The organism is Metabacillus fastidiosus NBRC 101226 (assembly GCF_001591625.1).
Classification (GTDB): Bacteria; Bacillota; Bacilli; order Bacillales; family Bacillaceae; genus Metabacillus; species Metabacillus fastidiosus.
The window spans coordinates 20872-32858 of sequence record NZ_BCVG01000015.1 but is presented as its reverse complement, the minus strand read 5'-3'; the positions used below and the strand labels follow the sequence as shown (position 1 = coordinate 32858).

The 11987-nt window shown below is 39.1% G+C and carries 12 protein-coding genes; all 12 read left to right on the top strand.

What is annotated here, in order from left to right:
• Positions 1-12 precede the first annotated feature (12 nt).
• The 12 genes from rpoC to rpsS all read left to right on the top strand — a co-directional run bounded on the left by rpoC (position 13) and on the right by rpsS (position 11986).
• On the top strand, positions 13-3612 hold the full coding sequence (gene rpoC, locus BFA01S_RS06240) for a DNA-directed RNA polymerase subunit beta' (RefSeq protein ID WP_066227093.1): 3600 nt from the start codon (positions 13-15) through the stop codon (positions 3610-3612).
• A 123-nt stretch (positions 3613-3735) separates the two neighbouring features.
• The gene (locus BFA01S_RS06235) at positions 3736-3984 is read left to right on the top strand and encodes a 50S ribosomal protein L7ae-like protein (protein ID WP_066227090.1); all 249 of its coding nucleotides are present in this window, start codon (positions 3736-3738) and stop codon (positions 3982-3984) included.
• A gap of 109 nt (positions 3985-4093) precedes the next feature.
• On the top strand, positions 4094-4516 hold the full coding sequence (rpsL, locus tag BFA01S_RS06230) for a 30S ribosomal protein S12 (protein WP_066227088.1): 423 nt from the start codon (positions 4094-4096) through the stop codon (positions 4514-4516).
• A gap of 50 nt (positions 4517-4566) precedes the next feature.
• Positions 4567-5037, top strand: a complete 471-nt coding sequence (gene rpsG, locus BFA01S_RS06225) for a 30S ribosomal protein S7 (protein WP_026561216.1) — start codon at positions 4567-4569, stop codon at positions 5035-5037.
• 52 nt (positions 5038-5089) lie between these two features.
• On the top strand, positions 5090-7168 hold the full coding sequence (gene fusA, locus BFA01S_RS06220; protein WP_066227085.1) for an elongation factor G: 2079 nt from the start codon (positions 5090-5092) through the stop codon (positions 7166-7168).
• 128 nt (positions 7169-7296) lie between these two features.
• Positions 7297-8484, top strand: coding sequence for an elongation factor Tu (gene tuf, locus BFA01S_RS06215; RefSeq protein ID WP_066227083.1), 1188 nt, complete (start codon positions 7297-7299; stop codon positions 8482-8484).
• 388 nt (positions 8485-8872) lie between these two features.
• Positions 8873-9181, top strand: coding sequence for a 30S ribosomal protein S10 (gene rpsJ / locus BFA01S_RS06210; RefSeq protein ID WP_053605171.1), 309 nt, complete (start codon positions 8873-8875; stop codon positions 9179-9181).
• Between the two features lie 43 nt (positions 9182-9224).
• A complete protein-coding gene (rplC, locus tag BFA01S_RS06205) occupies positions 9225-9854 on the top strand; it encodes a 50S ribosomal protein L3 (protein WP_066227080.1) in 630 nt (209 codons plus the stop codon).
• Positions 9855-9881: 27 nt separating this feature from the next.
• On the top strand, positions 9882-10505 hold the full coding sequence (gene rplD, locus BFA01S_RS06200) for a 50S ribosomal protein L4 (RefSeq protein WP_066227077.1): 624 nt from the start codon (positions 9882-9884) through the stop codon (positions 10503-10505).
• On the top strand, positions 10505-10792 hold the full coding sequence (rplW, locus tag BFA01S_RS06195; RefSeq protein ID WP_066227074.1) for a 50S ribosomal protein L23: 288 nt from the start codon (positions 10505-10507) through the stop codon (positions 10790-10792). Before rplD ends, rplW begins: the two co-directional genes overlap by 1 nt.
• Before the next feature lie 27 nt (positions 10793-10819).
• Positions 10820-11650: a 50S ribosomal protein L2 gene (rplB, locus tag BFA01S_RS06190; protein ID WP_066227072.1), complete on the top strand. Its 831-nt coding sequence runs from the start codon at positions 10820-10822 to the stop codon at positions 11648-11650.
• Positions 11651-11707: 57 nt separating this feature from the next.
• Positions 11708-11986: a 30S ribosomal protein S19 gene (gene rpsS / locus BFA01S_RS06185; RefSeq protein WP_066227069.1), complete on the top strand. Its 279-nt coding sequence runs from the start codon at positions 11708-11710 to the stop codon at positions 11984-11986.
• The last annotated feature ends 1 nt before the right edge of the window (position 11987 follow it).

Sequence of the window (11987 nt, the reverse complement as noted above, 5' to 3'; positions counted from 1 at the left end):
GAGGTAGGCCCCTTGTTAGATGTAAATAACTTTGAATATATGAACATTGGTCTTGCTTCACCCGATAAGATTCGTTCGTGGTCATTTGGGGAAGTTAAGAAGCCTGAAACTATAAATTATCGAACGTTAAAGCCTGAAAAAGACGGTCTATTCTGTGAGCGTATTTTCGGACCACAAAAGGACTGGGAATGTCATTGTGGAAAATATAAACGTGTACGTTATAAAGGTGTCGTTTGTGACAGATGTGGTGTTGAAGTAACACGTGCAAAAGTCCGTCGTGAGCGTATGGGGCATATTGAGCTTGCTGCCCCTGTTTCTCACATCTGGTACTTTAAAGGGATCCCGAGTCGAATGGGATTAGTGCTAGACATGTCACCGCGTGCTTTAGAGGAAGTTATCTATTTTGCTTCTTATGTAACTACTGAGACTGGTGATACTCCTCTTGAAAAGAAACAGCTCCTGTCTGAAAAGGAATATCGAGCATACCGTGAGAAATACGGTAATACATTCCAAGCTGCGATGGGTGCAGAGGCAATTAAAAAGCTTCTTTCTGATATCGACTTAGATAAAGAAGTTGATATGTTAAAAGAAGAATTAAAGACAGCACAAGGGCAAAGAAGAACTCGTGCGATCAAACGTTTAGAAGTGTTAGAAGCATTCCGTAACTCTGGAAATGAGCCATCTTGGATGATTTTAGATGTGCTTCCTGTTATTCCGCCAGAATTACGTCCAATGGTTCAGTTAGATGGAGGACGTTTTGCAACATCTGACTTAAATGATTTATATCGTCGTGTTATTAACCGTAATAACCGTTTAAAACGTCTTTTAGACCTAGGTGCTCCAAGCATTATCGTGCAAAATGAGAAACGTATGCTACAAGAGGCTGTTGATGCATTAATCGATAATGGACGTCGTGGACGCCCTGTTACAGGTCCAGGAAATAGACCGTTAAAATCCCTTTCACATATGTTAAAAGGAAAACAAGGTCGTTTCCGTCAAAACTTATTAGGTAAACGTGTTGACTATTCAGGTCGTTCTGTTATCGTCGTAGGTCCGAACTTGAAAATGTATCAATGTGGTTTACCAAAAGAAATGGCACTTGAGCTGTTTAAGCCATTCGTTATGAAAGAGCTTGTTGAAAAAGGCTTAGCTCATAATATAAAAAGTGCAAAACGTAAAATCGAGCGTGTACAACCTGAAGTTTGGGATGTTTTAGAATCTGTTATTAAAGAACACCCAGTACTTTTAAACCGTGCCCCGACTTTACACAGATTAGGTATTCAAGCATTTGAACCGACTTTAGTAGAAGGTCGTGCAATTCGCCTTCACCCACTCGTATGTACAGCATATAATGCTGACTTTGATGGTGACCAAATGGCTGTACACGTACCTTTATCATCTGAAGCACAAGCTGAGGCGCGTATTTTAATGCTTGCAGCACAAAACATTCTTAACCCGAAAGATGGTAAGCCGGTTGTAACACCTTCACAAGATATGGTTTTAGGTAACTACTACTTAACATTAGAGCGTGAAGAAGTAATCGGAGAAGGAATGATCTTCAATGATACAAATGAGGCATTGCTTGCGTATCAAAATGGCTATGTTCATTTGCATACTAGAATTGCCGTACTTGCAGGTTCTTTAAATAACCAGACATTTACGGAAGAACAAAATAAAATGTTGCTTATTACAACGATAGGTAAGCTGATCTTTAATGAGATTATGCCTCCATCGTTCCCATATATAAATGAGCCGACAAGACAGAATATTGAAGAGAAAACACCTGAGCGATTCTTTATCTCTCCAACAGAAAATGTAAAAGAGTATATCGAAAAGCAAGAGGTTGTGGATCCGTTTAAAAAAGGTATTCTTGGTAGAATTATTGCGGAAATCTTCAAGAAATTCCATATTACAGAAACATCTAAGATGCTGGACAGACTTAAAAACTTAGGTTTCAGATACTCAACAAAAGCTGGAATCACAGTTGGTGTTGCTGATATCATCGTTTTAAAAGAGAAGGAAGAAATCATTAGTGAGGCACAAACTGAAGTAGATAATGTTTTAAAACAATTCAGACGTGGTTTAATCACTGAAGATGAACGTTATGAACGTGTTATTTCTATTTGGAGTAAGGCGAAAGATAACATTCAAAGTAAGTTAATGGCTTCCCTTGATAAACGAAATCCAATCTTTATGATGAGTGATTCAGGTGCCCGTGGTAACGCATCTAACTTTACACAGTTAGCTGGTATGCGTGGTCTGATGGCCAACCCGGCTGGTCGTATTATCGAATTACCGATCAAATCAAGTTTCCGAGAAGGTTTAACAGTATTAGAGTACTTCATTTCAACTCATGGTGCGCGTAAAGGTCTTGCCGATACAGCACTGAAAACTGCTGACTCTGGTTACTTAACTCGTCGTCTCGTTGACGTAGCACAAGATGTTATTATCCGCGAAGAGGACTGCGGTACAGACCGAGGAATTCTGGCAGAAGCAATTAAAGAAGACAATGAAGTTATTGAAAGATTAGATGAACGTCTAATTGGAAGATATGCTCGTAAAGCTGTTAAGCATCCTGAGACAGGTGCAATTTTAGTTGAGGAAAATGCACTTATTACTGAAGATCTTGCAGAAGAAATTGTGAATGCGGGTATTGAGGAAGTTTGGATTCGTTCTGCATTCGCATGTAATACAAGACACGGTGTATGTAAGAAATGTTACGGTCGTAACTTAGCAACAGGAACAGAGGTTGAAGTTGGAGAAGCTGTAGGTATTATTGCTGCTCAATCAATCGGTGAGCCTGGAACACAGTTAACGATGCGTACTTTCCATACAGGTGGGGTTGCAGGAGACGATATTACTCAAGGTTTACCTCGTATTCAAGAGCTATTTGAGGCTAGAAATCCGAAAGGTCAAGCGATCATTTCTGAGATTGATGGTGTTATAGTAGAAATTAATGAAGTACGGGATAAACAGCAGGAAGTCGTAATTAAAGGTGAGGTAGAGACTCGTTCATATACTGCGCCTTACAATGCGCGTTTGAAAGTTGCTGAAGGCGATAAGATTGAAAGTGGTCAAGTGTTAACGGAAGGTTCTATTGATCCAAAAGAACTGATAAAAGTTAAAGGCTTAGCTGCTGTACAAGATTATTTACTTCGTGAAGTTCAAAAGGTATACCGTATGCAAGGGGTAGAAATTGGTGATAAGCACGTTGAGGTAATGGTTCGTCAAATGCTGCGTAAAGTAAGAGTAGCAGATGCGGGAGATACAGATGTATTACCGGGTACATTACTCGATGTTCATCAATTTACAGACGCAAATGAAAAAGTTCTTCTTAAAGGTGGCCGTCCAGCTACTGGCCGTCCAGTATTGCTTGGAATTACGAAAGCATCTCTTGAGACTGATTCATTCCTATCTGCTGCATCCTTCCAAGAAACGACTCGTGTCTTAACAGATGCTGCTATTAAAGGTAAGCGCGATGAGTTACTAGGACTGAAAGAAAATGTTATTATTGGTAAACTTGTTCCAGCTGGTACTGGTATGCCACGCTACCGTCAAGTTAACCCAATTTCTAAAATAGAATCAACTGAACAAACAGTAACTGTAGAATAAAAATAATATAGAGATAGATGTTAAGATTTTTTTTCGAAGGAATTATTGACATCTATCTCTACCAATGATAATATATTCAAGGTGCTGAAATCTTAAACCTGTTACTTTGGAGGATATAGTTTTATGTCTTATGAAAAAGTATCACAGGCACAAATTATTACTGTTGGTGCTAAGCAAACAGTTAAAGCTCTGTTAAACAATGAAGTTAGGGAAATTGTTATTGCAGAAGATGCAGATACAGAAATAACATCTATTGTTATTCAAACTGCAGAGGAAAAGCAGGTTCCTATAACAATCGTATCTTCTATGAAAGAACTGGGTAAGATCAGTGGAATAGAAGTTGGAGCAGCGGCTGTAGCTATAATTAAGTGAAAAAACTGTTTTTGCATAAAGATGATCTTTGTTGCAAAAACTTTGTTTTTGCTAAAATATGAACCACCTGGATGTGTGGTATTAAAAAATGAGAGGGGAGGACAATAAAATGCCTACTATTAACCAATTAGTACGTAAAGGTCGTGTGAGCAAAGTTGAAAACTCTGACTCACCAGCTTTAAATAAAGGTTATAACAGCTTTAAGAAAGAGCAAACTAACGTGTCATCACCACAAAAACGCGGTGTATGTACTCGTGTAGGTACGATGACGCCTAAGAAACCAAACTCAGCGCTTCGTAAATATGCTCGTGTTCGTTTAACTAATGGAATTGAGGTAACAGCTTACATTCCTGGTATCGGACATAACTTACAAGAACACAGTGTAGTACTTATCCGTGGCGGTCGTGTAAAAGACTTACCGGGGGTACGTTATCACATCGTTCGTGGTGCGCTTGACACAGCTGGTGTTGAGAACCGTAAACAAAGCCGTTCTAAATACGGAACTAAAAAGCCTAAAGCTGCTGCTAAATAATTAAAAAAATATAATCATTCTATGAAAAAAGGATGAAGGGAGGAAATAACATGCCACGTAAAGGTCCTGTAACAAAAAGAGACGTGTTACCAGATCCACTTTACAATTCAAAGCTTGTTACACGTTTAGTTAACAGAATTATGATCGACGGAAAAAGAGGTAAAGCACAATCTGTTCTTTACAACGCTTTTGACCTAATCAAAGAACGTTCTGGCAATGATGCAATGGAAGTGTTTGAACAAGCACTTAAAAATATTATGCCAGTTCTTGAAGTTAAAGCTCGTCGTGTTGGTGGTGCTAACTACCAAGTACCTGTAGAAGTACGTCCAGACCGTCGTACAACTTTAGGTCTTCGCTGGTTAGTTAACTACGCTCGTCTTCGCGGAGAGAAAACAATGGAAGAACGTTTAGCTAACGAAATTCTTGATGCAGCTAACAACACTGGTGCTGCTGTTAAGAAACGTGAAGATACACATAAAATGGCTGAAGCAAATAAAGCATTTGCTCACTATCGCTGGTAATCTATACACTATTAAATAAACTAATTCCTAAAAAGGAAGGAGAAATTACCAAATGGCAAGAGAGTTCTCCTTAGAAAATACCCGTAATATTGGTATTATGGCTCATATCGACGCTGGTAAAACAACAACTACTGAGCGTATTCTTTACTACACTGGTAAAATCCATAAAATTGGTGAAACTCACGAAGGTGGGGCACAAATGGACTGGATGGAGCAGGAACAAGAGCGTGGTATCACGATCACTTCTGCTGCAACAACTGCACAGTGGAAAGGTAACCGCGTTAACATTATCGATACACCAGGACACGTAGACTTCACTGTTGAAGTTGAGCGTTCTTTACGTGTACTTGATGGTGCTGTAGCTGTTCTTGATGCTCAATCAGGTGTTGAGCCACAAACTGAAACAGTTTGGCGTCAAGCAACAACTTATGGAGTTCCACGTGTTGTTTTCGTTAACAAAATGGATAAAATCGGTGCGGATTTCTTATATTCTATCGGCACACTTCATGATCGTCTTCAAGCAAATGCACATCCGATTCAATTACCAATCGGTGCAGAGGATCAATTCGAAGGAATTATCGATTTAGTTGAAATGAAAGCAACATTCTACGGCAATGATTTAGGTACTGATATCGAGGAAAGAGAAATTCCTGAAGAATATCTAGATCAAGCGAATGAATACCGTGAAAAATTAGTTGAAGCAGTAGCAGAACTTGATGAAGACTTAATGGAAAAATATCTTGGTGGAGAAGAGCTTACTAATGAAGAGGTTAGAGCAGCTATCCGTAAAGGTACATTAAACGTTGAGTTCTTCCCAGTAGTATGTGGATCTGCTTTCAAAAATAAAGGTGTTCAAAAAATGCTAGATGCAGTGATCGACTATCTTCCAGCGCCAACAGACGTACCAGCTATTAAGGGTACTGTTCCTGGAACTGAAGAAGAAGTTGTTCGTGAGTCTGATGATGAAGGCCCATTCTCTGCATTAGCATTCAAAGTAATGACAGATCCTTTCGTTGGTAAATTGACATTCTTCCGTGTGTACTCTGGTACATTAAATTCTGGATCATATATTCAAAACTCAACAAAAGGTAAACGTGAACGTGTAGGTCGTATTCTACAAATGCACGCAAACAGCCGTGAAGAGATTTCGGTAGTTCACTCTGGTGACATTGCAGCAGCAGTAGGTCTTAAAGATACTACTACTGGTGATACTTTATGTGATGACAAAAACCCTGTTATCTTAGAGTCTATGCAATTCCCAGAACCTGTTATTCAACTTTCTGTTGAACCAAAATCTAAAGCAGACCAAGATAAAATGTCTACTGCTTTACAAAAACTTCAAGAAGAAGACCCGACATTCCGTGCGCATACAGATCCAGAAACTGGTCAAACGATTATCGCTGGTATGGGTGAGTTACACTTAGATGTTCTTGTAGACCGTATGAAACGTGAATTCAAGGTAGAAGCAAATGTTGGTGCGCCACAAGTTGCTTACCGTGAAACATTCCGTGGATCTGCAAGAGTTGAAGGTAAATTTGCTCGTCAATCTGGTGGACGTGGACAGTTTGGACATGTATGGATCGAGTTTGAGCCTAACGAAGAAGGTAAAGGTTTCGAATTTGAAAACAAAATCGTCGGTGGGGTTGTACCTCGTGAGTATATACCTGCTGTTGGGGCTGGTCTTGAAGACTCAATGCAAAACGGTGTATTAGCAGGCTATCCATTAGTGGATATTAAAGCTGCATTAGTAGACGGTTCATACCATGATGTTGACTCAAGTGAAATGGCGTTCAAAATTGCTGCATCACTAGCACTTAAAAGCGCTGCTTCTAAATGTAAGCCTGTAATTCTTGAACCTGTTATGAAGGTTGAAGTTGTAATTCCAGAGGAGTACATGGGTGACACAATGGGTGGAATCACTGCTCGCCGTGGCCGTGTAGAAGGTATGGAAGCTCGTGGTAATGCACAAGTAGTACGTGCGATGGTTCCACTTTCTGAAATGTTTGGATATGCAACTTCATTACGTTCTAACACACAAGGTCGTGGTGTATTCACAATGACTTTTGACCACTATGAAGAAGTACCAAAATCAGTTTCAGAAGAGATTATTAAAAAAAATAAAGGTGAGTAATTGATTTTCCACTTTTATTGAAGTATAACTACTTATATGAGAACAGAAAGTGATGAATATTTCTCCACTTTCTGTTACATAAAACCTTAAAATTAAAAATTAATTCAACTCTAAGGAGGAATTTTAGAATGGGTAAAGAAAAATTCGACCGTTCGAAAACGCATGCTAATATTGGTACAATCGGACACGTTGACCATGGTAAAACAACTTTAACTGCAGCAATCACAACTGTTCTTGCGAAAGCAGGCGGCGGTGAAGCAAAAGGTTATGATCAAATCGATGCTGCTCCAGAAGAACGTGAGCGTGGTATTACAATCAATACTTCACACGTTGAGTATGAAACAGCTAACCGTCACTATGCACACGTTGACTGCCCAGGACATGCTGACTACGTTAAAAACATGATCACTGGTGCTGCTCAAATGGACGGCGGGATCTTAGTAGTATCTGCTGCTGACGGCCCAATGCCACAAACTCGTGAGCACATTCTTTTATCACGTAACGTAGGTGTACCTTACCTTGTTGTATTCTTAAACAAATGTGACATGGTAGACGATGAAGAATTATTAGAATTAGTAGAAATGGAAGTTCGTGACTTACTTTCTGAATATGACTTCCCTGGTGATGATGTACCAGTAATCAAAGGTTCTGCACTTAAAGCTCTTGAAGGTGAGCCTGAGTGGGAAGAGAAAATCATCGAGCTTATGGCTGCAGTTGATGAGTATGTTCCAACTCCAGAACGTGATACTGACAAACCATTCATGATGCCAATAGAGGATGTATTCTCTATCACAGGTCGTGGAACAGTTGCTACAGGTCGTGTTGAGCGTGGACAAGTTAAAGTTGGTGACGTAGTAGACATCATCGGTTTAACTGATGAAGCTAAAAACACAACTGTAACAGGTGTTGAAATGTTCCGTAAGCTTCTTGATTATGCTGAAGCTGGTGACAACATCGGTGCTCTTCTTCGTGGTGTATCACGTGAAGATATCCAACGTGGACAAGTTCTTGCTAAACCAGGTACTATCACTCCACACACTAACTTCAAAGCTGAAGTTTACGTTTTATCAAAAGAAGAGGGTGGACGTCATACTCCATTCTTCACAAACTACCGTCCTCAGTTCTACTTCCGTACAACTGACGTAACTGGTATTTGTCAACTTCCTGAAGGCGTAGAAATGGTTATGCCTGGGGATAACGTTGAATTAACTGTTGAGCTTATCGCTCCAATCGCGATTGAAGAAGGAACTCGTTTCTCAATCCGTGAAGGTGGACGTACAGTTGGTTCTGGTGTTGTAACTGGAATCGATAAATAATAGAAGATAAAGTAGGAAACGAGCGAATCTTCGCTCGTTTTTTATTTTAATAGAATACATAAGCATTTCTTTAAGAAAGTATAAAGATATTTATAGAGGAAAGAAGATTTCTATAAATAGACAAAGATTCTTCAAAAATTAGCAGATTAAACGTTCTTGAATTTAAGGATTTATACGTGTATAATAAAAAAAGTTCATAAACCTAGAATAAATTAATATTTCTTCTTGATTTTCAGTTTGGGTTTTTGTATAATATTAAATGTTGGTCTTTGACTGCGATGAAGCAGGAGGTTGCCGATACACCCGGCCGCTTTGCCATGGCGAGTGTAGGGAAATTCCTGCGGAGAAAATGTCTAACTTATAAAGTTGGCGAAAAGGAGGGAAAATAATGGCAAAACAAAAAATTCGTATTCGTTTAAAAGCTTATGATCACAGAATTCTTGATCAATCTGCAGAGAAGATTGTTGAAACGGCTAAACGTTCTGGTGCAAATGTATCTGGTCCGATTCCGTTACCAACAGAAAAATCTGTTTACACGATCCTTCGTGCGGTGCATAAATACAAAGATTCTCGTGAGCAATTTGAAATGCGTACTCATAAGCGTCTAATTGATATCGTTAATCCAACACCACAAACTGTTGATGCGTTAATGCGTTTAGACTTACCATCAGGTGTTGACATTGAAATCAAACTTTAATATATAAAAATAAATTACTTAAAAAATATAGGAGGTGTGACTAATGACCAAAGGAATCTTAGGAAGAAAGATTGGTATGACTCAAGTATTTGCTGAAAACGGTGATTTAATTCCGGTAACTGTAATTGAAGCTTCTCCAAACGTAGTTCTTCAAAAGAAATCTGTTGAAACTGATGGTTATGAAGCAATTCAAGTAGGTTTCGCTGATAAACGTGAAAAGTTATCAAACAAACCAGAAAAAGGTCACGTTGCAAAAGCTAATACTGCTCCTAAGCGCTTCGTTAGGGAATTCCGTGGAGCTGACTTAGAGCAATATGAAGTTGGTCAAGAAGTCAAAGTTGATATTTTCACAGCAGGTGAAATAGTAGATGTAACAGGAGTATCGAAAGGTAAAGGTTTCCAAGGTGCTATTAAACGCCACGGACAATCTCGCGGACCTATGTCTCACGGTTCACGTTACCATCGTCGCCCTGGTTCAATGGGACCAGTTGCTCCAAACCGTGTATTCAAAAACAAATTACTACCTGGACGTATGGGTGGAGAACGTGTTACTGTTCAAAACTTAGAAATCGTTAAAGTAGATGCTGAACGCAACCTACTATTAATTAAAGGTAATGTTCCAGGACCTAAAAAAGCTCTTATTACTGTAAAAAATGCAGTAAAATCTAAATAATTTCTTTAGGAAAGGAGGAATTGGGTAATGCCAAAATTAGCATTATTAAACCAAAGCGGACAAAACGTTGGAGAAATCGAACTTAATGACTCTGTATTTGGTATCGAACCTAATGAGCACGTATTATTTGAAGCTGTTATCATGCAAAGAGCTTCCTTACGTCAAGGAACTCACAAAGTAAAAAATCGTTCTGAAGTAGCTGGCGGAGGACGTAAACCTTGGCGCCAAAAAGGTACTGGTCGTGCACGTCAAGGATCTATCCGTTCACCACAATGGCGTGGCGGTGGTATCGTATTCGGACCAACACCTCGTAGCTATTCTTATAAATTACCTAAAAAAGTTCGCCGTTTAGCGATCAAATCTGCTTTATCATCAAAAGTACAAGATAACGATATCGTTGTTTTAGAGGATTTAACACTTAATGCTCCAAAAACAAAAGACATGACTTCTGTATTAAAAGGTCTTTCTGTTGAGAAAAAAGCATTAATCGTTACTGCTGATACAAACGAAAACGTTGCATTATCTGCACGTAATATCCCTGGTGTAAAAGTTGTTACAGCTGGTGGAGTTAGCGTATTAGATGTACTCAGCCATGATAAACTTATTATTACGAAAGCTGCGGTGCAAAAAGTAGAGGAGGTACTTGCATAATGAAAGATCCTCGTGATATTATTAAGCGCCCTGTAATTACTGAACGTTCTACAGACTTAATGGCTGAAAAGAAATACACTTTTGAAGTTGATGTTAAAGCTAATAAAACAGAAGTCAAAGATGCGATTGAATCTATCTTTGGTGTAAAAGTTGAAAAAGTAAACATCATGAACTATAAAGGTAAATTCAAACGTGTTGGAAAATACACTGGATTAACAAACCGTCGCCGTAAAGCAATTATTAAATTAACTGCTGAAAGCAACGAAATCGAATTATTCGAAGTTTAAAATTAAAAGAAAAGGAGGGAAACCGATATGGCAATCAAAAAATACAAACCGACCTCAAATGGTCGCCGTGGTATGACAGTTTCTGATTTCGCTGAAATCACAACTGATCAACCGGAAAAATCATTACTTGCTCCACTTTTTAAGAAGGCTGGACGTAATAATCAAGGTAAAATTACTGTACGCCATCGTGGTGGTGGACATAAGCGCCAATATCGTGTCATCGATTTCAAACGTAACAAAGATGGTATACCAGGACGCGTTGCTACAATCGAGTATGATCCAAACCGTTCTGCTAACATCGCTTTAATCAACTATGCTGATGGTGAGAAAAGATATATTCTTGCTCCGAAAAACCTTCAAGTAGGTTTAGAAGTTATGTCAGGACCTGAAGCAGATATTAAAGTAGGTAACGCACTTCCGTTACAAAATATCCCGGTTGGTACTGTTATTCATAATATCGAATTAAAACCTGGAAGAGGCGGACAGTTAGTTCGTTCTGCTGGTACATCTGCACAAGTTCTAGGTAAAGAAGGTAAATACGTATTAGTACGTTTAAATTCTGGTGAAGTTCGTATGATTCTTGCTACTTGCCGTGCAACTGTAGGTCAAGTTGGTAATGAGCAGCATGAACTTATCAACATCGGTAAAGCAGGTCGTTCACGCTGGTTAGGTAAACGCCCAACAGTTCGTGGATCTGTAATGAACCCTAATGACCATCCACACGGTGGTGGTGAAGGACGTACTCCAATTGGACGTAAATCACCAATGTCTCCATGGGGTAAACCAACTCTTGGTGCGAAAACTCGTAAGAAAAAGAACAAGTCTGACAAGTTTATCGTACGTCGTCGTAAAAAATAACCGTGTTGTACTACGGTTCCTTAGAACCGTAGCGCAATTGCGAAGGGAGGTACAATTATGGGCCGCAGTTTGAAAAAAGGACCATTCGTTGATGATCATTTAATTAGTAAAGTAGAGAAAATGAACGAAAGTGAGAAAAAACAAGTAATTAAAACTTGGTCTCGCCGTTCTACTATTTTCCCACAATTCATCGGTCACACTATCGCAGTTTATGATGGACGTAAACACGTTCCAGTATATGTTAGTGAAGATATGGTAGGTCATAAACTAGGTGAATTTGCACCTACACGTACGTATAAAGGTCATGCTAGTGATGACAAAAAAACAAGACGTTAAT

Coding starts and splice junctions, on each gene's coding strand:
- rpsS (WP_066227069.1), top strand. CDS start 11,708: ATGGGCCGCAGTTTGAAAAAAGGACCATTCGTTGATGATCATTTAATT.
- rpsJ (WP_053605171.1), top strand. CDS start 8,873: ATGGCAAAACAAAAAATTCGTATTCGTTTAAAAGCTTATGATCACAGA.
- rplD (WP_066227077.1), top strand. CDS start 9,882: ATGCCAAAATTAGCATTATTAAACCAAAGCGGACAAAACGTTGGAGAA.
- fusA (WP_066227085.1), top strand. CDS start 5,090: ATGGCAAGAGAGTTCTCCTTAGAAAATACCCGTAATATTGGTATTATG.
- rplC (WP_066227080.1), top strand. CDS start 9,225: ATGACCAAAGGAATCTTAGGAAGAAAGATTGGTATGACTCAAGTATTT.
- rpsL (WP_066227088.1), top strand. CDS start 4,094: ATGCCTACTATTAACCAATTAGTACGTAAAGGTCGTGTGAGCAAAGTT.
- rpsG (WP_026561216.1), top strand. CDS start 4,567: ATGCCACGTAAAGGTCCTGTAACAAAAAGAGACGTGTTACCAGATCCA.
- BFA01S_RS06235 (WP_066227090.1), top strand. CDS start 3,736: ATGTCTTATGAAAAAGTATCACAGGCACAAATTATTACTGTTGGTGCT.
- rplW (WP_066227074.1), top strand. CDS start 10,505: ATGAAAGATCCTCGTGATATTATTAAGCGCCCTGTAATTACTGAACGT.
- tuf (WP_066227083.1), top strand. CDS start 7,297: ATGGGTAAAGAAAAATTCGACCGTTCGAAAACGCATGCTAATATTGGT.
- rplB (WP_066227072.1), top strand. CDS start 10,820: ATGGCAATCAAAAAATACAAACCGACCTCAAATGGTCGCCGTGGTATG.